General features: G+C 66.6%; 23 protein-coding genes. 13 read left to right on the top strand and 10 right to left on the bottom strand.

The genetic code is table 11. The annotated features are described in order from the left end of the window. The first annotated feature begins 19 nt into the window (after positions 1–19). Together RUR_RS31635 and RUR_RS31630 are read left to right on the top strand one after the other, a co-directional pair. Positions 20–679 carry a hypothetical protein gene (locus RUR_RS31635; RefSeq protein WP_283138889.1) on the top strand — a complete coding sequence of 220 codons (660 nt, stop codon included), beginning with the start codon at positions 20–22 and terminating at the stop codon, positions 677–679. Between the two features lie 52 nt (positions 680–731). Then, positions 732–1,064, top strand: a complete 333-nt coding sequence (locus RUR_RS31630) for an SCO4225 family membrane protein (RefSeq protein ID WP_283138888.1) — start codon at positions 732–734, stop codon at positions 1,062–1,064. 2 nt (positions 1,065–1,066) lie between these two features. Here RUR_RS31630 and RUR_RS31625 read toward each other — a convergent pair whose 3' ends face one another. Then, positions 1,067–2,443: a DHA2 family efflux MFS transporter permease subunit gene (locus RUR_RS31625; RefSeq protein ID WP_283138887.1), complete on the bottom strand. Its 1,377-nt coding sequence runs from the start codon at positions 2,441–2,443 to the stop codon at positions 1,067–1,069. Positions 2,444–2,499: 56 nt separating this feature from the next. On the opposite strand from RUR_RS31625, the gene RUR_RS31620 reads away from it, so the two are divergent. After that, positions 2,500–3,135, top strand: coding sequence for a TetR/AcrR family transcriptional regulator (locus tag RUR_RS31620; RefSeq protein ID WP_283138886.1), 636 nt, complete (start codon positions 2,500–2,502; stop codon positions 3,133–3,135). 54 nt (positions 3,136–3,189) lie between these two features. Here the strand turns inward: RUR_RS31620 and RUR_RS31615 are convergent, their stop codons facing one another. Both RUR_RS31615 and RUR_RS31610 read right to left on the bottom strand, forming a co-directional pair. Next, positions 3,190–3,498: a DUF4326 domain-containing protein gene (locus tag RUR_RS31615; protein ID WP_283138885.1), complete on the bottom strand. Its 309-nt coding sequence runs from the start codon at positions 3,496–3,498 to the stop codon at positions 3,190–3,192. A gap of 135 nt (positions 3,499–3,633) precedes the next feature. Next, complete coding sequence (locus RUR_RS31610; RefSeq protein ID WP_283138884.1) at positions 3,634–5,736, bottom strand: glycoside hydrolase family 6 protein; 2,103 nt, start codon at positions 5,734–5,736, stop codon at positions 3,634–3,636. Between the two features lie 267 nt (positions 5,737–6,003). Here RUR_RS31610 and RUR_RS31605 point away from each other — a divergent pair, with 267 nt between their 5' ends. The 5 genes from RUR_RS31605 (at position 6,004) to RUR_RS31585 (ending at position 10,026) form a co-directional block, all read left to right on the top strand. Further along, positions 6,004–6,507, top strand: coding sequence for a SigE family RNA polymerase sigma factor (locus RUR_RS31605; RefSeq protein ID WP_283138883.1), 504 nt, complete (start codon positions 6,004–6,006; stop codon positions 6,505–6,507). Positions 6,508–6,509: 2 nt separating this feature from the next. Next, a complete protein-coding gene (locus tag RUR_RS31600) occupies positions 6,510–7,580 on the top strand; it encodes a hypothetical protein (protein WP_283138882.1) in 1,071 nt (356 codons plus the stop codon). Positions 7,581–7,823: 243 nt separating this feature from the next. Further along, entirely contained in the window at positions 7,824–8,090 is a 267-nt protein-coding gene (locus RUR_RS31595; protein WP_283138881.1) for a putative quinol monooxygenase, read from the top strand. 344 nt (positions 8,091–8,434) lie between these two features. Beyond that, the gene (locus RUR_RS31590) at positions 8,435–8,938 is read left to right on the top strand and encodes a SigE family RNA polymerase sigma factor (protein ID WP_283138880.1); all 504 of its coding nucleotides are present in this window, start codon (positions 8,435–8,437) and stop codon (positions 8,936–8,938) included. A 2-nt stretch (positions 8,939–8,940) separates the two neighbouring features. Then, positions 8,941–10,026, top strand: a complete 1,086-nt coding sequence (locus RUR_RS31585; protein ID WP_283138879.1) for a hypothetical protein — start codon at positions 8,941–8,943, stop codon at positions 10,024–10,026. A gap of 154 nt (positions 10,027–10,180) precedes the next feature. Here the strand turns inward: RUR_RS31585 and RUR_RS31580 are convergent, their stop codons facing one another. Continuing rightward, a complete protein-coding gene (locus RUR_RS31580; RefSeq protein WP_283138878.1) occupies positions 10,181–10,780 on the bottom strand; it encodes a TetR/AcrR family transcriptional regulator in 600 nt (199 codons plus the stop codon). Positions 10,781–10,868: 88 nt separating this feature from the next. On the opposite strand from RUR_RS31580, the gene RUR_RS31575 reads away from it, so the two are divergent. The 3 genes from RUR_RS31575 to RUR_RS31565 all read left to right on the top strand — a co-directional run bounded on the left by RUR_RS31575 (position 10,869) and on the right by RUR_RS31565 (position 14,249). Beyond that, positions 10,869–12,044: a DUF418 domain-containing protein gene (locus tag RUR_RS31575; RefSeq protein ID WP_283138877.1), complete on the top strand. Its 1,176-nt coding sequence runs from the start codon at positions 10,869–10,871 to the stop codon at positions 12,042–12,044. A gap of 427 nt (positions 12,045–12,471) precedes the next feature. Beyond that, the gene (locus RUR_RS31570; RefSeq protein WP_283138876.1) at positions 12,472–13,596 is read left to right on the top strand and encodes a sensor histidine kinase; all 1,125 of its coding nucleotides are present in this window, start codon (positions 12,472–12,474) and stop codon (positions 13,594–13,596) included. Further along, on the top strand, positions 13,593–14,249 hold the full coding sequence (locus RUR_RS31565) for a response regulator (RefSeq protein ID WP_283138875.1): 657 nt from the start codon (positions 13,593–13,595) through the stop codon (positions 14,247–14,249). Before RUR_RS31570 ends, RUR_RS31565 begins: the two co-directional genes overlap by 4 nt. Here RUR_RS31565 and RUR_RS31560 read toward each other — a convergent pair. Next, positions 14,222–14,842, bottom strand: a complete 621-nt coding sequence (locus tag RUR_RS31560; protein ID WP_283138874.1) for a DUF2306 domain-containing protein — start codon at positions 14,840–14,842, stop codon at positions 14,222–14,224. The genes RUR_RS31565 and RUR_RS31560 overlap by 28 nt on opposite strands. Before the next feature lie 162 nt (positions 14,843–15,004). On the opposite strand from RUR_RS31560, the gene RUR_RS31555 reads away from it, so the two are divergent. Together RUR_RS31555 and RUR_RS31550 are read left to right on the top strand one after the other, a co-directional pair. Continuing rightward, a complete protein-coding gene (locus tag RUR_RS31555; protein WP_283138873.1) occupies positions 15,005–15,991 on the top strand; it encodes an NAD(P)-dependent alcohol dehydrogenase in 987 nt (328 codons plus the stop codon). Positions 15,992–16,059: 68 nt separating this feature from the next. Continuing rightward, entirely contained in the window at positions 16,060–16,830 is a 771-nt protein-coding gene (locus RUR_RS31550; RefSeq protein WP_283138872.1) for an alpha/beta fold hydrolase, read from the top strand. A gap of 105 nt (positions 16,831–16,935) precedes the next feature. On the opposite strand, the gene RUR_RS31545 is transcribed toward RUR_RS31550, so the two are convergent. The 5 genes from RUR_RS31545 to RUR_RS31525 form a co-directional block, all read right to left on the bottom strand. Beyond that, positions 16,936–20,172, bottom strand: a complete 3,237-nt coding sequence (locus RUR_RS31545) for an NACHT domain-containing protein (RefSeq protein ID WP_283138871.1) — start codon at positions 20,170–20,172, stop codon at positions 16,936–16,938. A 130-nt stretch (positions 20,173–20,302) separates the two neighbouring features. Next, entirely contained in the window at positions 20,303–20,533 is a 231-nt protein-coding gene (locus RUR_RS31540) for a hypothetical protein (RefSeq protein ID WP_283138870.1), read from the bottom strand. Between the two features lie 466 nt (positions 20,534–20,999). Further along, the gene (locus RUR_RS31535; RefSeq protein ID WP_283138869.1) at positions 21,000–21,932 is read right to left on the bottom strand and encodes a uracil-DNA glycosylase family protein; all 933 of its coding nucleotides are present in this window, start codon (positions 21,930–21,932) and stop codon (positions 21,000–21,002) included. A gap of 440 nt (positions 21,933–22,372) precedes the next feature. After that, the gene (locus tag RUR_RS31530) at positions 22,373–23,047 is read right to left on the bottom strand and encodes an alpha/beta hydrolase (protein ID WP_283138868.1); all 675 of its coding nucleotides are present in this window, start codon (positions 23,045–23,047) and stop codon (positions 22,373–22,375) included. A 327-nt stretch (positions 23,048–23,374) separates the two neighbouring features. Beyond that, entirely contained in the window at positions 23,375–24,046 is a 672-nt protein-coding gene (locus tag RUR_RS31525; protein WP_283138867.1) for a hypothetical protein, read from the bottom strand. Positions 24,047–24,446: the final 400 nt, after the last annotated feature.

Raw genomic sequence — 24,446 nt, 5'->3', positions numbered from 1 at the left:
CTGCGAAAGACCGTGCGCGATGGGCGTGGACTCGGGCGACATTCATTCGGTTGACGGTTGGAGGTTGTTCTCAGTGGATAACGGTCGTGCGGTGTCTCCTCGGCAGGAAGATCTACTGCTTGATCCCGAGTACCAGGCCCGTGCAGCTAGTGGGAAAGCGGCGCCGGTGGAGGGTGGGCCCTGGGAGGCGGGGTCCGAATTGGTCGAAGGCTATCTCCGCAGGGTGGTCGCCGATTTGCATCGAGGTCCTGAGCTCCTCGTTCACCACGCCGAATTCGATAATTACGGCTCCGGCTATGCGTCCTACGTCGATGTGCTTTTGACCCGGCGCGACGGCACCGCCCGCCGGGTCGGACCGGGCGGGGGGATCGAGGTTCAAGGGATCACACTCCTGCTGTGCCGCCTCGCCCCCGTCGCTTGCGTGATGACCGGTGAGCGCACGGATGATTCCAGCGGTGGAATGCGCTCCATGCCGACGGCCGAGCGTGCGGCCCGGATGCCGCTGCGGGGCTGGGATCGGGGTTGTGAGCAGGTCACCAGGGTATTGGAGCGCCACGGGATCACATGCGCCGATCCTGAGCTGCTGCGTCGACGGGCTTTGCCGGATCTTAGGGTCGACGGCGTTCTCGGGGATCCGCCGTACCTTGTTTACGACGTCTGGTTCCATTGGGCAGACTGATCATGCGAATGAGTTTTCGGATGTCACATTGGATGCCAAGGGGGCAGCACCGATGCGTAACAGGACTCGCACTGATCGGCGCGGACGGTTCGCGGCGCTTGTCGCAGGTGGCTATGGCGTGGTGGTGCTGGCGCTTGGTCTCTATTCGGCGGTGATCCTGCTCACCGTGCAGGATCCGATTCTGCTGTCCGGTGTCGCTCTCATCGCGGTGACCGTGCCTTTGGGGTGGCTCATCGCATGGCTCTGGGATCTACTGCTCATCGACGTCGCCGATCCGCTTCTCCTCATGGCGCTGCTGACCCTCGCGGGGCTGTTCCAAGCGTGGCTGCTCTGGTACCTCCTCCGACGCTTCCGCTCGGTGAGGGTCGGCCCCGATCAGCGGTGACGTCAGGCCGACAGGGGGCGCCGTGCCGGGAGGAGGAGCGCGGGAATCAGCGTGAGGACGGTGAAGCCGAGGATCCACTGGAACGTGTCCGCGTAGGCGGCGGCCGGCAGGCCGGGGTACCGGGTGGTCTGCTCCAGCAGGATCGCGGTCAGTACGGCTGCGCCGACCGAGGCGCCGACCGTCTGGACGACCGTGACGGCGCTGGTCGCACCGGGGATCAGAGCAGGGGGCAGGCCGTGGTAGGCGGCGGTGGACACCGGGACGGCGACGGCGGCGATTCCGATGCCCCAGATGAGGAGCGAGACGGCCAGGATCAGGTCGGGGGTGTTCGCCGTCACCTGGGTGAAGGCGAAGATGCCAAGGGCGGTGACGGCGATTCCGGACAGCACGACCGGCCGGGCGCCGATGCGGTCGGTGAGTTTTCCGATGAAGGGCAGGGCGAGCATGGTGCCGAGACCTTGGGGGGCCAGGAGCAGCCCGGCGGCGAGGGCGCTGTGGCCGCGGACCTCCTGGTGGTACAGGGGCATGAGGATCAACGCCCCGAAGATCGACAACCGGGACAGGAAGCTGAGCACCGAGGCGGTCGCCAATCCGCGGTACGTGAACAGCCGCAGGTCGAGCAGAGGGGTGGGGGCGCGAAGCGCGTACAGGACCGAGGCCGCCAACAGTGTCGCGCCGGCGACCAGCGGGAGGGTCCAGCCGTCGGCCGTACCGGTCAGGGACAGGCTGTAGACGATCAGCGCGATGGCGGGGGAGAGCAGCGCGAGCCCCGGCAGATCCAGGCGGCGCCGCTCCCGTCGGCCGTCGTCGGGAATACCGCGACGGGAGAGCAGGAGCGCAGCGAGGCAGATGGGCACGTTGACGTAGAAGATCCATTGCCAGCCGACACTCTCGACGATCAAGCCCCCGAGCAGGGGCCCCACGATGGGGGCGACCTGTGCGGGCACGGTGGCGACGGCCATCACCCGACCCCGGCGCTCCGGCCCGGCGGCCTGCATGAGGATCATCATGCTCAGCGGCACGATCATGCCGCCGCCGATCCCCTGTACGACACGGAACACGACCAGGCTCTCCGACGACCAAGCGGTTCCGCAGAGCGCTGAGCCGGCCAGGAACACGGTGATCGCGAACAGCCACATCGCCCGGCTGCCGAATCGCTCGGCCAGCCGGCCGGTCAGCGGGAGAACCATTGCGATGGACAGCAGGTATGCGGTGTTGACCCACTGAACCGTGGTGACGGAGACGCCGAAGGCACGGGTCAGATCCGCCAGCGCGACCGTGACCATCGTCATATCCAGCATGGCGGTGATGGAGCCGAGGACGACAACGGCGCTGAGCTGCAGTATGGCCCTATCGAGCCGGGTGGAGGCTTCACTCATGGACATAAACTACACCGTGCAGTGTAGTTGACTACACTGCACGGTACAGTAAGTTCATGATGGACAGCTCGCCCCCGCTCCGTCAGGGGTCACCGGCCAAGCGGGCCGCAATCGTCGGCGCCGCACTCCAGGTCTTCCTACGGGAGGGATACGCGCGCACGAGCGTCGACGCGATCGCCGCAAGCGCCGGAGTCTCCAAGCGCACGATTTACGACTACTACGGAGACAAGGAACAGTTGTTCCTCTCAACCCTGAAAGACACTCAAAGTGCACAGACGGCGGCGTTTCAGCGGCTGCTGGAACGCACACTCGGCCATGTCGACGACATCGAAGCCGCACTGACCGCCTTCGGCCGGGAGTTCGCCACCGAGATCGCGCGATCGGCGGAGCGGGCAGCCGTCATGCGCCTAATGATCGCGGAAGCGTCGCACTTCCCAGCGCTGCTGGAGCCGACCCCGGAGAACCACTCCGTTCAGCACGCACTCGCCGACCGGCTGGCCGAGCTGGACAAGCAGGGGCTGCTCGACACCCCGGATCCGATGGAGGCCGCCGAGTTTCTGGGCTTGCTGGTCACCGGCCGGGTGAACCACCGCACCTGGTACGGAGCCGTACCCCTCGGCGACGCGGAGATAGCCCGGCTGGTCGAAGGCGGTATACGTATCTTTCTACGTGCGTACCGGGCGGATGCCTGACCAGCCCGGCTGCGATCGGTGTATTGGAGGGGCGGCAGCCGTATCCGCTTCGGTTCAGGGGTCCTCGCCGGCGGCTACGGCGAGCAGGACGTCTCCATGGCACGGATGATCAAGGGAACACCAGCAGGCGAGATCGTGTCCGGCGAGTTCGGTACGGGCACGGGCGACGAGTTCGGGGTCGTTTGCGAGGTATTGCCGGTACATCTCCACGGCTTCCGCGCGGTCCTTGGCCTCCTTGCCGGGGCGGAACACATTGTGGAACGGGCTCGCCTTCAGCCCTGGGGCGGCGCGGCCCACATAGATCGCACCCTCCGGCACGCGGCCGTGGTACAGATCCCCCTCGACTTGGACTCGCCGGGGCATGGCATCCTCCTCTCTCCGCTGTTCGCCCCCGAAGATCTCACGGACGATGCCGGAAGGCCCGCCACGACTCGGCCGATTGGCGCAAGGTTTGGCGGACTCGCGCCGCATGCGCCGTACCGGAACCCGGGGCGGAGACTAGCGCAGCGGCGGCACGGCGTCCTTGGCCCGTTGCAGGGCCAGCCGGGCCCACCAGTTACCGGCGTGGGGGGCGATCACGCCGTAGAGCGGGTCCCGCTCACGGCCGGTGCCGCGTGGGCAGCGACCGCTGGACAGGCCGGGCGGGCGGATCCACAGGTAGGCGTCGGCCAGCCCGTGCGGGGTGCGGGTGGTGGGGCGGAGCCCGACACCTCGTCCTGGCGGGTTGCACCACACTTCAGGGTCCTGATACCTGCCTGACGGCGGCGTCCACTCCCCCTTGCCGTTTCTGGCGGTGTCGATCACGAAACGGGACAGTCCGGGAGCGGCGTCGGGAACAGCGGCGATCTCGAGGTCCGTGCAGCCGCGACCCCCGTTCGACGCCATGGCATGGAGGCATTTGGAGAGTTTCACGCCGTATGCCAGGAGCAGGGTGGTCGGCTGGTGGTTGTACACGTTGAGGGCGAAGCCGTCGGCCTTGCTAACCCCCGCCCTGATCAGCCGAGCCGCCATGAGCTCGCGAGTGGGCCAGCCGTCCATGCTTCCGTCCAGGTAGACCGAGGTGTGCGGCAGCTTTCCGAGCCGCTCGACGGCGCCGTTCAGTTCTCGGTACCTCGCCGCCTCCGCATCCGCGTCGCCCAGGGGGCAGTTCTCCGAACGCGGAGGCAGGGCCAGGCTGTTGGGCTCCAGGATGACGACGGCCCTGCGGTCGCCGATGGCTTTGGCGACGGCGTCGATCCAGACACGGTACTCGGCCGAGTCCGCGGCGCCGCCCTCGGCGCAGCTCCGCAGCGGGATACGATCGGTGACCAGGATCGGTACGGCGTTCCGCCGCTCCGCCGCGCGCACGATGGCCGCGACCTGGCGGCCCACCTGCGCCGCGGTCGAGCGCTCCAGCCAGAGCGCCAGCGGGACCTCGGCTAGGGCCCGCATGAGTGCGGCGTCGCCCGACCGCCCGGCACGCTGCCAGGCCTCTGCCTGGCGCGCGGCGTCTCCGTTCGGGCTTGTATAGAGCCGTACCGCGGTGTCGTGCAGCGGATTGCCGGTATCGGCGGTGTCGGCGATCGTGGTTTGCGAGGAGTTTCCGCCGGTGCTTTCGGATATGGCGCTCGGTGTCGGCGATGTGCTTGGTCCTGACTGCGGGACTTGGACGGCGAGCATAGTGCCTGTGACGGCGAGTACGGCTGCCGCGGCGAGGCCGCCGAGCAGCCGGACCCGGCGGGTCGTGCCGGTGCGGGAGGCCGGGAGACGCTGGACCGTCCCCGGCTGCTCGGCGCGCGGCTGGACAGGCTGCCCGGTGAGGGCGTCGAGCAGCTCCTGAGCACTGGGCCGACTTGCCGGATCCTTGTTCAGGGCCAGGGCGACGAGCTTGCGCAGGGCGGGTTCGACCCCGGAAATGGCGGGCTCGTCGTGGGCGAGCCGGTACAGGATCGCGGGGATGGAGTCCTCGCCGAACGGAGGGCGTCCGGTGGCGGCATAGGCGACCAGGGATCCCCAGGAGAACACGTCGGAGGCCGGGGTCAGCAGCTCGCCCTTGGCCTGTTCGGGTGCCATGAAGGCGGGCGTCCCGAGGATGATGCTGCTTAGGTGGGCATCGGGTTCGGCCAGTTGGGCGATGCCGAAGTCGATCACCTTCGGTCCCACCGGCGACATCAGGACATTTCCGGGTTTGAGGTCGCGGTGGATCACGCCGGCGCCGTGGATCGCCCGCAGCGCGACGGCCACACTGACTGCGACGGCCTCCAGGTTGGCTCCGGAGAGCGGACCCTGACCGTCGACGACCTCTCGGAGGGTCGGACCGGGAACATACTCGGTGACCAGGTAGACGATGTCCCCCGTCACATCGGCCGCCAGGACTGCGGCGGTGCAGAAGCGGGCCACCCGGCGCGCCGCGGCGACCTCACGGGCGAAGCGCCGGCGGAAGTCGGTGTCGGCGGCGAGTTTCCGGTGCAGCAGTTTGACGGCGACCTCACGACCATCCGGATCACGGGCAAGGTAGACGGCGCCCATGCCGCCCTCGCCCAGCCGGCGGACCAGGGTGTAGTCGCCTACCTGCCGGGGATCGTCGTCACCCAGCCGGTGATCCTCGCCGTCCCCTGCCATGGCTCCCCACCGATCAGCCACCGGTTCGTTCTCTAAGTCTGACATTCCCGATACCGTCGAGTCAGGAGAAGTTCGCGCGAGATTGATGCGTGCATCCCGGCAAGTCGCGTGACCTGTCGGCGGCCCCGCGTTCGGTACGGCTTCGCGGGCGCAGCCCGTACAAGACCTCACAAGCCCACGGCGGCAGACCTGCGCCGGGGTGGGGGCAACCTTCTTCGGGGCTGTCGGCGTAGTAGGGGCGACAGTCAACCCGAAGGAGGACCGCGAATGGCGGATCGATCGGAGTACGACTCCTTCGTCGCCACGGCATGGCATCGGTTGCTCCGTACCGCCTACCTGCTCACGATGGACTGGCCGGCGGCCGAGGATCTTGTTCAGACGGCGCTGATGAAGGCCTGGCAGGTCTGGCCGCGCATCGGCGACCAGCCCGAGGCGTACGTGCGCAAGATCATCGTCAATGTGCATGTGTCGTGGTGGCGACGGCGGTGGCGCAAGGCGGAGATCACGACGGGGGCGCCACCGGATCGCCCGCAGTCGTCCGATCACATGGAGCAGGCGGATGAGCGCGAGCTCGTCTGGCGGGCGCTGGGCCGGCTGCCCGCCCGGCAGCGGGCCGTGGTGGTCCTGCGGTTCTTCGAAGACATGACCGAGGCGCAGACGGCGGACACGCTTGGCTGCGGCATCGGGACCGTCAAGAGCCAGACCAGCAGGGCGCTGGCCAGGTTGCGGGTCGACGAGTCGGTCACATCCACACTGGTGAGAAGGGGGTAGGCATGCCCATCGGTCAGCGAGATCTGCGTGAACTCCTGGAGGCACGCAGCCGTCCCGCGCTTGATCGCCCGATTCCGTGGGCGGCGCTGTGCGTCAAGGAGAGTGCCGTACGGCGCCGCCGATTCACCGCCTTCGGCGCAGCCGTCGCCGTGGCCGGTGTCACCGCCGTGGCGGTGGCGGCATCGGGAACCCTGGCGGGTTCCGACAAGGCCCGTCTCGGTACGTCGGACGCCTCCCTCTCCGGCACGGCGACTGTCGCCGACGGCCTTCCGGCTGAGTACACGGAGGAGGACGGGACGGTTTACCGAAGGGTGGCCACCGCGACGCTCGACGGCCCGCGCGAGAAGTCGGTGAAGGTCCATGTGGCGGTGAGTGGCAAGCCGCTGGCCATCCTGTCGGACTGTCCGCGGGACCATCACTCCAATCTGGTGCGAATCGAGGCAAGGGCGGAAGGTGCCTCCAAGCCGCTCTCACGTTCACCCGATGTGGCACTCGGATGCGATACCGAAAGAGCGGTCGACGTGGGGCCGATCCCGGCCGGAGTGCGCAGGGTGTCGCTCAGCTTCGGCGCCACCCTGCAGAGGGATAGTGGGCAACACGCGAAGGTGGAACGATGGCGATTCGGCGTATACGAGTGGACACCGCCGGCAACGATGAAAGCCCCGCCTCCAGTACTCGAGCCACCCGCTGTCCGCAAGAACAAACGGGGCGAGACGGAAATGACCTTGATCGGGAAGAAGAGCGTCACGTGGCCGAGTAGCCGTGAAGTGACGATCACTGTTCCGAACACGGGCAAGCGAATACTCGTCGTGGTCAACTGCCGAGGTGACATCGTCAACCGGCTTACCGTCGAGAGCAGGGTGAACAGACGTCCTCTCTATGACCTCGGCAACTGCCGCGACGGGTTCCCTACTAGCATCGGGGGAACGATCCCGGAAAAGGTGCCGAGCAGCGAGAAGACGGTGACCTTCCAGATCCGGCTGGCGCCCGGTGTCCCCGAGTATCTGCGGCGCCCGGGGACGATTACCCTGGCCCTCTTCGAGATGAATGAGGATGCGAGGTTCGAGAGATAGCCGCCGGACCGAACTTCACCGGTGCCGACCTCAGGCAAACGCCCCCAGGGCTTTTTGCGCAGGGTTTCGGCACCTCTGGACAAGGGGCACGTCAGTGACGTGCCCCTTGTCCGCTTAGTGGGTGCCGTCGGCGGCTGATCTCCCGAGAAGGTCTGACCAAACGGGTGGCTGGACGGCGATGACTTTTCACCGGGGCCAAGGTCGGAACAGATGACCGAGACTCCGCCTGAGTGAGGAATCAGCATGATCATTGTTTCCGGAAAGCTGTACGTCGACGATCGTGACGCCTACCTGGCCGGGTGCCGCCGGGTGGTCGAGCAGGCGCGAACCGCGCCCGGCTGTCTCGATTTCGCCCTCTCGGCCGACCTGATCGAGGCAGGCCGAATCAACGTGTACGAGTGCTGGCGGTCGGCGGAGGACGTGGAGCGTTTCCGCGGCACAGGTCCGGAGCCTGAGCAGGCGGCGCAGATCCGCGACGCCGAGGTACACACCTACCAGGTCACCGGGTGACGTCACCGCCGTCCGAGCAGTCGTCGGCGAACCTGTACAAGCGTCCGACCCAGGCCCGTTGCCGATCAGGGTCGACGTCGAGCTCATAGGTCCCGAGCGCTCCCACAGCCCACCCGGTACGAAGTAGCGGGCGGCGTGGTCGGTCCCCGGCGTCCCCACCAGTCCGTTCTCGACCTCTGGTTCCACTGGGCGCACTGATCGCGCGGCCGTAGGCCGTACCGGACAGCTGCGGGCATCATGGCGGTACGGCTGCAACTTGAAAGGCCGGGATCGCGGCCTTAGGCAACCTTCTTCGGTGCTGTCGGCGTAGTAGGGGCGACAGTCAACCCGAGGGAGGACCGTGAATGGCGGATCGGTCGGAGTACGACTCCTTCGTCGCCACGGCATGGCATCGGTTGCTCCGTACCGCGTACCTGCTCACGATGGACTGGCCGGCGGCCGAGGATCTCGTGCAGACGGCGCTGATGAAAGCCTGGCTGGCCTGGCCGCGCATCGGCGACGAGCGCGAGGCGTACGTGCGCAAGATCATGGTCAATGTGCATGTGTCGTGGTGGCGAAGGCGGTGGCGCAAGGCGGAGATCACGACGGGGGCGCCGCCGGATCGCCCGCAGCCGGTCGATGACATGGGGCAGGCGGATGAGCGCGAGCTCGTCTGGCGGGCGCTGGGCCGGCTGCCGGCCCGGCAGCGGGCCGTGGCGGTCCTGCGGTTCTTCGAGGACATGACCGAGGCGCAGGCGGCGGACACGCTTGGCTGCGGCGTCGGGACGGTCAAGAGCCAGACCAGCAGGGCGCTGGCCAGGTTGCGGGTCGACGAGTCGGTCACATCCACATTGGTGAGAAGGGGGTAGACATGCCCAATGATCAACGAGATCTCCGTGATCTGCGTGGTCTCCTGGAGGCAGGCAGCCGTCCCGCGCTCGACCGCCCGATTTCGTGGGCGGCGCTGTGTGTCAAGGAGGGTGCGGTACGGCGGCGCAGGTTCAGCGCTTTCGGCGCAGCCGTCGCCGTGGCCGGGGTCACCGCCGTCGCCGTGGCGGCGTCGGGAACCCTGGCGGGTTCCGACAAGATCCACCTGAGTACGTCGGGCGTCTCCCTCTCCGGTACATCGGCCGCCGTCGACGACGGGTTCCCGGATCAGTACACGGAGGAGGACGGCACGGTTTACCGAAGGGTGGCCACGGCAACGCTTGACGGCCCGAGCGAGACATCGACGGAGGTCGATGTGGAGGTGCGGGGCAAGCCGCTGGCCGTGCTGCTGGACTGCCCGTCGAGCAACGCGGGGCCGGCGGTGACGGTCTCGGCACAGGTGGATGGCTCCACACGGTTCAGGGTGCCCAGGCCTTTGCTGTACACCGGATGCGAGACCAAGCGAGCGGTCGACGTGGGGTGGATCCCAGCAGAGGCGCAGAAGGTGTCACTCAAAATCGACGCTCTCATGCTCAAAGGGGAAGCCGACCGGGATCAGCTGAAACAATGGCGATTCGGCGTGTACGAGTGGACGCCTCCGGCCACGTTGAAAGCCGCGCCCAAAGCGGTTGAGCCGCCCGCTGTCCGCAAGTACCCTGGTCAGGCCAGTTCAACCTTGATCGCGAAGAAGAGCATCACTTGGCCGGACAGCCGTGAAGTGACGCTCACGGTTCCGAAACCAAATCAGTCGATTCTTGTCGATGTCAACTGCCAAGGCAGCATCGCCCACCGAATCAAAGATGAGCTCCGGGTGAACGGTCGTCTGATCAATCTCTTTAGCTGGTGCTCGTATTCCCGTGCGAGGCTAGGAGGGGGATTTGTACTGTACAAGGACCAGCTGGGCAACAAGAAGACCGTGACCATCAAGATTCGGCTGGTGACCGATATCCCTGATTACCGGAAGCGCTCGGGAACGGTGACTCTGGCCGTCTACGACTACCCTCGTAGTTCTCCGCCGACCGCAAAGTAGCCTTCGGACCGAATTTGCCGGCGTCGACCCTAGGCAAACGCACGCAGGCCTTTGACGCAGGGTTCGGCTCACACCTCTGGATGAGGGGCACGTCGTCGACGTGTCCCTCATCTGCGTCTCGGGGTCGTCTCCGAGAGCCGGTTCTGAGCGGGGACTAGCAGCCGGGCTTCAGGCCGATGGCGGGGAGGATGGCCTGGTCGACGATGGCGGCCAGGTCGTCGTCGCCGGGGGGCGTTCCGGTGTCGAGCAGTCGCTTGATGACCAGGGCTTCGCCGATGTCGGCCACGATCGGGGTGAGCAGGTGGGCGGGGAATCGGCCGTGGTCGGCGTAGTGCCGTAGCACCGTGCTGGTGAAGGTGCCGCCCCGATGGGAGAAGACCTTCTCGAACAGCTCCTGGGATATCTGCGGGGTGCGCTGCGGGTCGGTGAGGATGGCCGAGACCGCACGGCCCGCCGGGCTGACCGCCCAGGTGGCCATGAGCTGAAGTGATCGGATCAGGTCGCCGCGCAGGTCGTCGGCTCCCAGGGTCGGTTCTTCGACCGGGTGCAGGTGGTAAAGCGCGTCCATGAGCACGTCCACCGGATCGGACCAGCGGCGGTACAGCGTGGTCCGGGCGGCTCCGGCGCGTTTGCCGATCCCGTCCATGGTCAGCCGGCCGACGCCGTACTCGGCCACTTCTTCGAGCACCGCGGTGTAGATCGCGTTCAGCAGTTCCTCGCCGCGCCGCCGGGTTCGGCCACCCGGATCACTCAATTGCCATCCCCTTGCTTAGGTACACGGCTGTAGCTTAGCCTAAATCCTGCAAGCTACAGTCGTGTACCTTATTTTCCGGGGGATACCCATGTCCGTCGCCCCATCGGCCACGCTTCGGCGGGCCGTACCGCTTGCGCAGCGATCCCTGGCCCCTGATCTGGCCCGAGGCCTGATGCTGCTGCTCATCGCGCTGGCCCACGCGCACATGTACCTGTCCGGCCACCAGGCGGGCTTCCGCGGGTACGCCCTGGACGGCAGCCCGCTCGACCGGCTGGTGGCCGGTGTCCAGATCCTGCTGGTGGACGGCCGGGCGCTCCCCATGTTCGCCGCGCTGTTCGGGTACGGGCTGGTCCAGCTCGCGAGCCGCCAAGCCGCCGCGGGCCGAAGCCGGGCCCAGATACGCCGGGTGCTGCGGGCCCGGAGCCTTTGGCTCCTGGTCTTCGGGTTCTGCCACGCCACCTTGCTGTTCTTCGGCGACATCCTCGGCGCGTACGGACTCGTCGGGCTGGTGCTCGCCGGATTCGTCTGGCGCCGTGACCGGGCGCTCCTCTGGGCGGCCGGGGTCGGTCTTGTCCTGCACGTCGTCGTCCTCGCCGTGTTCGGGATGTTCACCGTGTCCGCCGAGAAGGGCGACACGCCCGCCGCGATCGCCGACCCGATCGAGGCCGCCGTCACGCGGCTGATCGGCTGGTCCGCGTTGACGCCCACCTTCTTCACCGTGAGCGTCGTCTCCGCCTTCCTCTTCGGCATCTGGGCCGCTCGCCGCCGTCTGCTGGACGAACCCGGTTCGCACCGCGCGTTGCTGTCCAGGGTGGCGGCGATCGGCCTGGGCATCGCCATCGTCGGCGGGTTCCCGCTGACCCTCGTCGACACCCGGCTCTGGGTACCGTCCGCCACCGTCTCGGTGGCCGCGTACGCGGTGCACAGCCTCACCGGCATCGCCGGAGGCCTCGGCTACGCGGCGCTGATCGGGCTTCTCGCGGACCGCATTCAGCGCCGGACCCCGGGACGGGTGGTCTCGGCCCTCGTCGCGTGCGGCCAGTGGTCGCTCACCTGCTACCTGCTGCAGTCGGTCGTGTTCGTCGCGGTCTTCGCCCCGTACGCGGGCGGTCTCAGCACCCGGGTCGGCGACGCGGCCGCCTCCGGCATCGCCGTGCTCACCTGGCTGGCCACCGTGATCCTCGCCGCCCGCCTGGCTCCCCGCGGACGGAGAGGACCGGCCGAGAACCTGCTGCGACGACTGACGTACGGTCCCGCGCGGTAATCACGAAGGATGTAGCCGGGGAGACTCACGGTTTCCAGGAGCCGGGCCAGAACTACCTCCATCGGTGCTCAATGAGTGGGGAGACGCCTACGAACCGCTGGGTGGGTGACCCGGCCGTTGCCGACGGGGGCTTCGGCCTCGAACTCCTCCTCGACTCCATTGCCACCCGAATCCCCGCACCCACCCGTTAGGCGGTCTCACCCCCATAGATCCGGTACGGGCTGCGCCGGCTTCAGCCCGTACCGCATCGTTGTCGGTCACGCCGTGGACCGCGCGAGCTACGCCGACTCGCTCGGAAGACGGGGCATCCTCGGCGGAATCGGCGGCCACATGGCGCCGAATGCCACCGTGGGACCCTGACCTTGCACAGATTTGGGCAGATGCGGTCGAGATCGTACGGAGGGGCGGGTGGGCGTACGATGGGCGAGTGCACGGTCTTGCCCGCTCCGTGTGGTACGAGCCCGCTCCCCCCAACCCGCCGAAGCGGGTGTGGCGCGACTGGGCGCTCGTGGCCGTGCTTGTCCCGGCCGCGCTGCTTGAAGGGTTGCTCCGGCCCGACCTGCGCTGGCCGGCCCTCTCGGTGGCGATCACGATCGCGCTGGTGCCCACGCTGCTGTGGCGCCGGACCCGCCCGCTGCTCGCGGTGGTGGTGCCGTTCGCCGTCACGGCCGTCGTCTCTGTGTTCACGGTCGGCGAGCAGATCGAGACGTGGACCATGGCGTTCCTGCTCATCATGGTGTACGCGCTGTTCAGATGGGGATCCGGGCGTGAGACGGCGATCGGTCTGGCCGTCATGGTCGGCTCGGTCCTGCTCTCGCTCGGGCTCGATCGGATCGCGCCGGCCGACGTGGTGGCCGCGTTCGTCGTGATGTCCGTGGCCATTGCGCTGGGTGCGGCGTTCCGCTACCGAGCCCGGGCGCGACTGCGCGAGCTCGACCAGGTCAAGCTGCTCGAACGCGAACAATTGGCCCGCGACCTGCACGACACGGTGGCCCACCACGTCTCGGCCATGGCGATCCGGGCACAGGCCGGCCTGGCCATGTCGCAGACGCCCGGGGCCGCAGACGAGGCGCTGCGGGTGATCGAGGCCGAGGCGTCGCGAGCGCTCGCCGAGATGCGCGCCATGGTGCACCTGCTGCGCCACGACGGACCGGCCGAGCTGACGCCCGGTAGACCCCTCGCCGACCTGTGGGAACTAGCCGATCATCACAATTCCGGTCCGGCGGTCGACGTGGAGGTCACCGGTGACCTCGACGGGCTGCCCGCGTCGGTGGAGGCCGCGATTTACCGCATCGCCCAGGAATCCGTCACCAACGCCCGGCGGCACGCCCGCAACGCCACCCGCATCGAGGTGCGAGCCGAGGCCGACGTTACGGCGGTCCGCCTGCGGGTGAGCGACGACGGCGAGCACGTCCCCCGTACCCCGTCCTCCGGGTTCGGCATCGTCGGAATGGCCGAACGGGCGGGCCTGCTGGGCGGCACCTGCCAAGCCGGTCCCGACCCCGGCGGCGGCTGGACCGTCACCGCCGAGCTGCCGCGGGCGGCGTCATGAGCATCAGGGTCGTCGTCGCCGACGACCAGGAGATCGCCCGCACCGGACTGCGGATGATCCTCGACGCCCAGCCCGGTATCGAGGTGGTCGGCGAGGCCGCCGACGGGTGGCGGGCCGTCGAGCTGGCCCGCCGGCTACGCCCCGAGGTGTGCCTGTTCGACATTCGCATGCCGCGCCTCGACGGCATCGAAGCCACCCGCATCCTGGCCGGCCCCGGCGTTCCCGACCCCGTCGCCGTGGTCGTCATCACCACGTTCGACCTCGACGAGTACGTCTACGCCGCGCTGCGGGCCGGGGCCCGGGGGTTCCTGCTCAAGGACGCCGGCACCGACATGCTCACCCAGGCGGTTCGCGCGGCCGCCACGGGAGATGCCCTCATCGCGCCGAGCGTCACCGCCCGGCTGCTGCGCGCCTTCGCCGGCAGCGGTCGCTCCGTACCTCCCTCGCAGCCGATCGACCCGCTCACCGAGCGCGAGGAGGAGGTGCTGGTCACCGTGGCGCGCGGCCTGACCAACACCGAGATCGCCGAAGAGCTGCACATCTCGCCCAGCACGGTGAAGAGCCACATCGCGAGTCTCATCGCCAAACTGGGTGTGCGGAACCGGGTGGAGATCGCCATGTGGGCCTACGAGACCGGCCGCGTCAGGCGCTGACGCCGTACCCCCCATTCGGCCACGGCCAGGTTGATCACCCAGGCGGATCCCGTCAACAGCGTTGTGGGGAACGGGTCGGGAGGGCCGGCGATCGCGCTCGCCGACGCCAACAGGATCAGCTGGGTGCCGGCGCCGAGGCCGAGCGCGAACCCGCGAGCCATCCAGGCGCGGTGCCGGGCGACGTCCCGGCGCCGGATCGCGGCGTACGCCAGCACGATCGAGCCGGCCATCAGCGAACCGGCCGCCAGCCGGAACCCGGTGAGCAGCGGCCCGTCCTCCCGCGCGTGCGCGACGGCCAGCCAGAGTCCGGTGAGCGCCACGGCCAGCCCGCACACCACGAGCAGCCGCCCCGCCGCACGGTGCCATCCGGGTCTGCGGGCGCGCAGCCCCGGCGCGAACTGCAAGCCTCCCAGCAGCGTGTACGGCGCGGCCGCGAGGGCGTGCAGCAGCACCGGCAGCGGAGGCGCCGACCCCGTGTCCGCGGCGGACACGGAGAGGGCGGCCGCTCCGGCGGCCAGGGGAGCCGCGCCCAGCAGGATCAGCCCGGCGGGCACGAGCCGGCCCGCCGGACGCCTGGTCGTCATATGAGTCATGGCCCGATGGTGACTGCGGGAAGACGCCGGCTCATCGGCGTGACGGCCGGACCGGTATCCGCCGATCGGCGGGCTTGGCCGTCGTACTTTCGGCCGTTCCGCCGCCTTGGCGACCGGGGCGACACTGACGGTCCCGAAGCCACAGCGGATGAGGAGACTGCGATGAAAGCGTTCGTTCTGCGCTCGTTCGGCACGCCGGAGACACTCGCCCTGGAGGATATCGAAATCCCGACGCCCGGAGCCGGTGAGGTACTGGTCAAGGTGCGGGCCACCTCCGTCCAGCCCTACGACTGGCACATGATGCGGGGCGAGCCGTACGTCGCCCGGCTGATGGGCGACGGGCCGGGCCGGCGCCGACCGAAGATCACCATCCTGGGTGCCGACGTGGCCGGGCAGGTCGAGGCGGTGGGACCGGGTGTGGAGGGGCTGCGGCCTGGCGACGAGGTGTACGGGATGCCGAAGCAGGGGGGATTCGCCGAGTACGCGTGCGTCGCCGTGAGCGATCTGGCGCCCAAGCCGGCCGGCCTGTCGTTCGAACAGGCGGCGGCTGTTCCGCTGGCCGCCCTCACCGCCCTGCTGGCGCTCCGCGACGACGGCCGGATCGAAGCCGGGCAGCGGGTCCTGGTCAACGGCGCGTCAGGGGGCGTGGGCACGTTCGCCGTACAACTCGCCAAGGCGTTCGGTGCCGAGGTGACGGCCGTGTGCGGCCCCCGCAACACCGGCCTGGTCCGCTCACTGGGCGCCGACGAGGTCATCGACCGCACCAAGGAGGACTTCACCCGCGGCGGCCGGCGCTTCGACCTGCTCGTGGACACCGCCGGCGGCCGTCCCGTCTCGGCCTGTCGGCGGACACTGGTCCGCGGCGGCGCGTATGTCATAGTCGGCGGGCCAGGTGGGCGGTGGTTCAGCCCGATCGGCCACTATGTCAGCGCGCTCGCCACCGATCCCTTCGTATCCCAGCGGACCGCCATAACGAACGTGATCCGCTCCACCGAAACCCGGAACAACCTGCTGACCCTTACCGGGCTCATCGAGGAGGGCCGAGTCCGCCCGGTCATCGACAGCTGCCACCCCTTCCACGAGATCCCATCGGCCCTCGCCTACCAGGAACGAGGCCACGCCGCCGGCAAAGTCGTCATCACCGTGTGAGCCGGCCGGTGTCGCGGGATTGTCGGTGGTGCCGGGTAACGTCGGTGGTCGGCGGACGGAGGGTTGCCATGGCGACGGTGACGTCACGTGACGGGACGAGGATCGGATTCGAGCGGGTCGGGGCGGGACCGACGCTCATCCTGGTCGACGCGGCATCCGGGTTCCGCGGGTTCGGGCCGATGGCCGTGCTCGCCGGGTACCTCGCCGACGGTTTCACGGTGGTCACCTACGATCGGCGGGGTCGCGGCGAGAGCGGCGACACCCTGCCGTACGCGGTGGAACGGGAAGTGGAGGACCTCGGGGCGTTGATCGAGGCGAACGGCGGGTCGGCGTTCGTGCACGGCTTCTCCTCAGGCGCTTCCCTGGCCCTGCTCGGAGCGGCGGCCGGACTGCCGATCGAGAGACTCACCCTCCTCGAACCACCGATCGTCCTCGACCAGCCGCCGCAGGAGGACGACCTCGCCGCCGAGATCGACGAACTGATCGCCGCCGGTCGCCGGGCCGACGCGGTCGTCCACTTCAACACCTGCATCGGCGTCCCCGCCGAGATGATCGAGGGAATGCGGGAGGCCCCCTACTTTCCGCTGCTGGAAGGCATCGCCCACACCCTCGCCTACGATTGCCGGATCACCCCCGCCGTCACCCGCTCAGTCCTGGAGTCCGTCACCGTCCCCGCCCTGGTCGTCAACAGCGAATCCAGCGACGACCGCCTCCGCACCTGGGCCGCGCAAGCAGCCGCCGCCCTGCCCCAAGGCCGCCACCTGACCCTAAAAGGCGAATGGCACGGCGTCCCCAACGAAACCCTGGCCCCCGCCCTGATCGACTTCTTGAATGGGTGAAGATGGCTTTGCGTTCGCTGGATAATCGTGGAGCGGCTACTTTGGATCTTGAGCCCAGGAATTCTCCTGGATTCGCGGTGGATTTCCAAATATTCTGATCACTGCTCAGTGAATCAGTTTCTTGGGCCGCTTGTTAAGTAAGTGGCTATTTCGCACTTCCTGGCCGGATTTGATATAGACTCTCAAGTTTTCATTCTTGGCCAGTGGGGCAAGGTCGAGATTCGGTGTAGAGTTGTTTATCCATAGTTGGCGTAGGTTGCTCAGATCGGCCAATGGTGAGAGATCTCGAATCTCGCGGCAGTTGCTGAGGCCAACGGCTCTCAACTTCTTAAGGGCGGTGAGGGGGCTAAGGTTCCCCACACGCGTTCCGCCGAGATCCAGTGAGGTGAGTGTGGTGCATCCCGAAATGGGGGAGATGTCGTGGAGACTTTTCGTACCCCAGAGATCGAGTTGTAGTAGATTTAGTTTAGAGAGTACGGCCAGATTGGACAGATGCTCGTAGTGCCGTAGATGCAAGGCTTTGAGCAGGGGGATTCTCTGGGTTAACTCGTGGAGAGAGTCTATTGCCAGTGGCACGCGTGAGAGACTAAACGAAACCAAGCGGTTGAGTGCCGGCAGCATTTCCCAATCGGTCAGCAGGCCGGCATTCACGATAGTGAGATGTTTTAGATTTTCTAAGCTGTTTAGTGGGGTCAGGTCGGTCAATTTGTGTGCCTGATAAAGGTGTACGTTCATCAGTTGGTCGAGCTTTGAAAGAAATCCGATCTCATCCATGCCTCCTGTGCTTATGCTAGTCAGATTGCTCAGGTGGCGGACAATCTGCAGGGCCTCCTTGGAGGCAGGGAGTATGAAGAGGACTTTAAGTGACTCTTGATGGGATAATAATGGGGTCAGGTCTTCTGTGTGGGGTAGATAAATGCTTATCGCGTTCTGTGGGGCGATATAAGGAAGCGCCTCAAGCTGTCTGGTGGTATGAATCGGCAGGGAATTGGATTGTGCCTTGATGGAAGAGAGCACGCGCTTGGCATAGAGCTCGGGATCGAAGTATCGCCAGCCCGTGATCAACTCATCTTCGACTTCCGGCCTTCCATCGGAAGCGTAGCGAGCCAGCAGATCGAGGGCATGGGGTCCATTGATCAACCAGGCTGTTCTGACCGAGGCACGGGCGGAGGCCGATGAGAGCCGACTGAGATCTCTGGGTAACCGGTCAAGCACCACCTGGCCAGCGAGCGCCAGCGACCGTGCTGAAGCCGTGTCACGTGGCGGAATTAGGGCTTGCAAGCACTCGTCCACTCTTCCGCGCAATCGGTCGGGCACTGACGGCAGAGTCTCCAGACATGCGCAAACCAGCACCTTAAGTCGTCTGGCTTGTCTAGGCTCATTCGCTATACGGGAGAGCAGGCCGCTGAGAAGCGCTTCCCTAATTGGCCCGTTTGCGTGCCCAGCCGCCATCACCACGACCTCGCGCCACTGATCGCGGTTAGCGTAAAGCACCAATGGCTCGATGTCGCCGTCCTCGGCCGCGGCCCGCGCGGTCAGGTACTCCTGTACGGTCCGGTGGACGAAGTCGATACGTCCGTCCACCGGCTCTCGGATCACTCCGCTGCGGTCGATCAGGTAATCCAGGACCTGGGCACCGGTGGCCTGGACGCGCGGCATGGCTGCCACGACCTTTTCCACCCGGGCCAGCGCCGCCGACTTGGCGAGCTCAACCCGGTTGGTCACGGAGAGCTGCCAGGCCAGCTCCTGCAGAACCTGGATCTTCTGGGCACGGTCCAGGTGTACGTCCCCATAGCTGGGAATGGTCCGTTCCGCATCGCGCCGTTCCAGTAGCATCTCCAACGCCGCCGCGTACAGACTCATTCGGTCGGGTGGCAGCTGCGACGAGCGGTCGAGGTTGAGCGCGCACAACATGGAGGCGAGCAGTGGTGTCGCCCCCAGCGCCCGAAGGTGGGGGGCGTTGTCGAGGTGTGAGAGAAGCCTGGCTTGGACGACGGGTAGCTGTTCGGCCGAACACGGCAGATCTGATCTGGTTCTGATCGCTTCATGCCAATGCTCGATCAGCGCCCGGGTATCCGAAGGAGTCATCCGCTCCATGAACGCGGGTGAGAACCCCTCCTCGTCCAGCCACGCCGAGGCGGCGGCTGACGGGCGACTCGTGATCACCACCCGGATGCCGGGGAACTGGGTCAGCAGTCCGTGCAGCCATGGGCGGATCGCCTTACGCTGGTTGCCGGTGAGCTCGTCCACACCGTCGATCAGCAGCAAGGCACGCCCCGACGCCAGTTGCCGGTGTGTCCAGCCGGCCGGCATGAGCCCGGCCAGCGCCCCGGCCGTGAGATCGAGGAACTGCTCGGGCCTGGGCAGCTCGCGGTCGGCGTAGCTGCGGAGCTTGATCAGGTAGGGTACGCAGCCATTCCATTCGGCCAGCTCCCCGGCGAACCCGCCCCGGGCGGCTGTGATCGACAGCCAGCGCAGCAGCGTGCTCTTGCCACCCCCGGCTTCTCCCCGGAGCAGCATTCTGCGTCCTTGCCCGAGGGCGCTCTCCACTCGCATGGTCGCTGGCTCGTTTGCTGCCTCGTGCCAGGACCCGGGGTTCACCCTGCTGCGCATGGCCGAGACGGTCAGGCTTATGTAAGCCACGCTCAGGGAGGTGCGTGGCAGAAACCGCTCAACCCGGATGCCCAGCAATTCAAGGGTGTCCAGGGTTTGTGAGACGTGTTCGAGGTAGCGGCGGCGGAATTCGGCGTCGTGGTCCGTACCGTCGGGAGCGTCAAGTGTCCGGACCGGCAGTCGTTCGAGTACCGCGGCGATCTGTTCCCCCACGCCGGACAGCCGCGCGAGCATTTCCGCTGCCGCGCGCGGCTGAAACTCGGGTAGCTGGCGAACGATTCGGACCAGGCAGTCACAGCATTCGTCCAGGACCACCTCGTAGAGCCGGGATGCCGCCTCACCGAGGTCTTTGGGGATGGGCAGACTCTCGCGAACGGCCTGCGCGAGCCGTACATGATCGGCGTCGGCGGCGAGTAGGGCGTGGTCGGAGAGGTCCGCTTGCTGGAGGGTTTCGGTCACCTCGGCAACCACAGCCTGACGATCGTTGTCGCCGAGACCGGGGAACTCATGCGCGCAGACCTTCAGCACGCGCGCGGTAACCGCATCCGCGATGTCCTCGATCTGGCGTTGAGCCTTGCGGCGTACCAACTGGTCGGGGAAGCGGGAGCGCATCAGATCGACGAGATCCCTGTTACGGTTCTCGGCACTCGATCGGGAGGTGAGCCAGGTGCGCAGAGCCTGCTCTCCCACCGCCTTACCCAACCCCAGGACAGCTGCTTCTACGGCCACCACGACATTGTCGCTGGATATCCCCAGAATTTCTGGTGCACTTGGAATATCCGAAATATTGCAATGAAAACCGCTTTATGGTGAGTCCATATTGGTCAGGCTTCGGTCGTTAACCACAGTGGTGACGCTGTCAGCACGCGATGGATACGGCGTCCACGGTGACGGTGTGCGAGCCGGGACCGGTGTCGACGAGCCGGACGGTCAGGTCGGTCGCGTCGGCCACCGCGACCGTGTGGGTCACCCATGAACCGCGGTGAGTGAACTGATCGATGACCAGGTCGACGATGCTGTCCCCGACGGCGTTGTCCGTCTCGAACAGCCGGTAGACGGCAGGACCTCCCGCGTGTGGAGAGTCCGGCACATGGACGGCGACGGAACACCGGGTGGGTCCCGCCACACCCGGTCGGACCTGCCACAGATAGGACTCCCGCCAGCGCAGCGGGAAGGTGAAGCCGTCACTCCGGGCGGTGACCTTGGTGTAGTAGATCCGGCCGACGCATCCTGCCAGGCGAGAGTAATCACAACCGGGCCGACCATCAGGCCGATCACCTCCAAGCCCGTCGCGCGGGCCCTGCCGGTTTTCGGGGGTGTACGGTCCTCCGGCGGGGACATGGATGAACCGGCCCGTCGGCCCGACTGCCTGGACCTGAGGTGATCGGATCGGGGTCCGGCCGATATTGTGGATCCGTCAGCACCTGGACCGTGGTGCTGCACCATTCCCCGTGTTCGCGAATCACCTGGAGAAGAAGCCCCGGTTCGGCTAGTACGAACCCGAACTCGTCGAATCTACTCAACTCGACCAGACAGGTGGTGAATCCAATGCTTGATCAGAAAGTTCGCGCCCATGTACGGACTCGTTGAGTCATCTGATCGCGCATCGCATTGTACTGGCGCGCCCTATGCCCGTTAGCACCGGAAGGATGCGGAAAACCGTACAGAATCCGGTCAGGTAAGACAGTCGTGAGCTCCACAGCCTCGCGCGCGCCCTTGCCCAACGGGATCACCAGAGCGTCGGGAACCATCTCCAAGTTCTTGTTGAGGACCTGACGGGCGAATGCTTCGAGCACAGGATGCCGATCGACTTGCGGAGAACCGGAGTAGTTTGCGCCTTTGATGAAGACCGCGTGGCAAATGGCCGACGTGCTTGCGAGAAGATCGGTCCGGTCGTCGAATAGCTGTGCTGTGCTGTTGAGTCCAAGCACCCCGTCAAGTCCGATCCCGTCCAGCATGGAGATCATGTTGGTGCGCATCGAACCGGCGAAACTTCCTACTTCGTCTGCTTCCTTGAGCGCCTCATTGAGGGTTTTGCCGCTCTGTAGTGCGCGGGCAGTAGTCTTGAGGGCTAGATGCATCTGATGGCGGCCCGGCGTGAGGCCGACAAGCATCACTCGAGCGCTGACATTCACCCAGTCGAAAGGAACGAAGTAGATCTCCAGCTTGTGGTCTTCGTAGAGAAGCAGCTCGGGGGTGGTGATCTGTTTCTCGGTGATATCCGGTGAAATCTTCCGAAGCTTATCTTCAAACGTCAAGCTGCACCATGCCGGGCTGATGCGGCCCCCGGCCGAAGCTGCGATGTAGCAGATGTGCTCAGACTTGAGAGATGCGTTGGCACGAGTTTCGTGGTGGTCCGAAGGCTTTGAATGACACACATGTCCTACTATGCCGCAGTTATGCGGTGATGCTTGCCGAACGATGGTGGGGATCGCTCTGACCTGCAGAAGGATTGCCTGGGTCTTGATCGCTGGGTGGGTGGTACGCATATGCCAAAGGGTGAAGCACCCACTCCAGCGGGAACCGCTGGCACGACGGCGACCTGCCCGGCACGACGGCGATATTCGTCCGTACTTCGGGTCAGATCCGGTGGGCCGTGCTGGTTAACTCACGCAACGACGGCAACCTCGACGGGATGCGTACCGACATCGACCAGCTCAGGCGAACGGTCACCGGACGCATCACCGACTGGCCGGCAACCGACCTGTTCTGATGAGTGGCCTGCATTGGGTCAGTCGCTGCGCACCCTTTCGGAACGCACTGCCTCAAGCGGTAGGTACCCGCAGGTCCGGGCAGCTTCAGGGCTTGCGCCTTTTCTGGCCCGTACCAGAGTCTGGCGTCCATCAGGGGATGGCACCCCACCACTTGGCCTTCTGGAGCCGGCTAGCTCGCCAATGACCGCAGGAATCCTGGGAGGGGGACCGCGATGTTAGTGGGCGCCGAGTAGTCCTTGCTCGGCGGCGTACGCCTCCAGGCGGTCCACCAGCTCGTGTGGGCGGCTTAGCGCGGGGGCGTGCCCACCGTCGATCTCGTCGGGGGTGATGCCCAGGCGCTCCCGGGCGACGCGGCGGAGGAAGCCGACGGGGAACATACGGTCGTCACGGCAGATCAAGACCCGCGTGGGGACGTCGGGCCAGGCCTTGAGCGGCGATGGTTCCCTCATCCGGGCCCCAGACTGGGCGGGCGCCCGCTTCAGCGCCTCGGCGGCCAGATCCGGCGGGACATCCTGGTAGAAGAGGGCGATGTCATCGTCGTAGCCGTCCTGCACCTCCTGGTCGTATCCCGTATGGGCCGAGTAGTCGGCGGGCGCCTCTCCCGGTGCGGGGATCATGGGCGCGACCAGGACGAGCAGTCGCACCGCCACCCGGTCGCAGACGAGCGGGGCCGTGAAACCGCCGAGCGAATGCCCGACGACGATCAGATCGGTCCGGTCGACGATCGCCTTGGTCACGGTGTCCGTGTACTCGGGCAGGCCGGCCGAGTCGTCGTCGCAGGGAAGGTCTGGCGAGACGGTGTCGTGGCCTCGTGCATGCAGTTCGGCCTCCACCAGATGCCAGTACCAGCCGACATCGCCGGCACCGTGAATCAAGACGAAAGTGGCCATCTTGCCTTCTTCCGCTGCTCAGATCCCGAGCCGTCACCTGCCGTCTGGCTCCGGATGAATCGACGGGCGGGCCGCAGTTCCTGCTTCGCGGGTGAGCTTAGACGGCGGTACCGACATTTTCTGCCGGGTTCGGCCAAGGCCTGAGGCGATGTGTGGCCGAAGCCGATGGGGCTGGAGCAGCGAGCGACGTAGGTCGTGAGTTGGCGGAGCCGGGTCGGTGTCAACGGAGCGGTTGACGGTCGGCTTCATCGCGGGGACACGTGCCCCTGAGGATGCCGTGGAACTGTGCTTCGACCTGTGCACGGGATGGTGCCTGCCGGTGAGGCATCACCAGAACAGGTCATAGGTTCGGCGATCCCGTAAATCATCGTAAATGGCACGTAGCCACGGCTGACGTACTTCCGGCAGCCGTTCCAGCGTGCCGAGGAACACGTACCGGTCATGATGGAACAGCCTGCTCGGCAGCAGGGGTAGAGGGTCATCGCGGTAGACGCCCTCGGGCAGCCTTCGCATGGCGGGTAGAAGCCGCCGACTGTCGTTGAAGGCCAAGTACATCCACACATCGGCGGCTAGCGGCACCACTGCCTCCGCGTCGGATGCCCATATCTCACCGGTCTGCGGGTGAAGCGGGACCAGTTCGATGTCTGCCACTGTGGAAGATAAGCCCGGTCCAGCGAGAGCCAGACTCTTCGCCGGCGGTTCCGGAGGAAGCAGGGTGTCGAGCGCTCGGCGGAACACGTCGGCCAGGAGTCCATCGGGGACGGTCACCCGCACTCCCTCCGACACCGCCAACAGATGGGCCAGGGCCACTGCAGTTGCCGCTTCCCAGACCGGGCTCCACCACCCTTGGGATTCGAGTGGTGGTCTTTCCGGCAGCACCTTCTGTAGTTCCTCCCAGCCGAGTACCGGACGGGGCGCGTCGACGACAATTGGGCGTACGGCCTGCGGCTCCAGCCACACCACCTGCCAAAGCGCGCAGTCGTCCACTCGAGTGGCCACAGCGCGCCCGCACTGTGCACATGCCAGGTTCGGGCCGTCCCGGCCGTCGAGGCCTATGCAATAGCCGTCGCATTGGTCGGGAATCCAAACGGTGCCGCGGATATCGCCCGGAGCTACGCTGACGGTTCCCGTCGGTCCATATGACAGGGAGTGCACCGGCGCATACACACCGCGGGAGGCTGCTTCCTCTTCCCCGACTTCCTCCCATGACCGGAACGGCGGCCCGGAGGGCCATGGGTTCAGCGCGTAAGTCCCGGACTCCATGAGCACGGGGAGCAACTCATGGAAGACGGACTGATAGGTGTGGGCGGGGAGCGCAATCTGCGACAGCGGCGCCGTCAACTCTGCACCACAGTCCGCGCACGTGAAAACAACCAGATGTCCTCCCACGCTGCTCTGC

Origin of the sequence: Rhizohabitans arisaemae (assembly GCF_025996515.1) — a bacterium.
In the GTDB taxonomy this organism is placed as follows: Bacteria; Actinomycetota; Actinomycetes; order Streptosporangiales; family Streptosporangiaceae; genus Rhizohabitans; species Rhizohabitans arisaemae.
The sequence above is the reverse complement of the archived record's forward strand: the minus strand, read 5'-3'. Positions and strand labels throughout refer to the sequence as shown.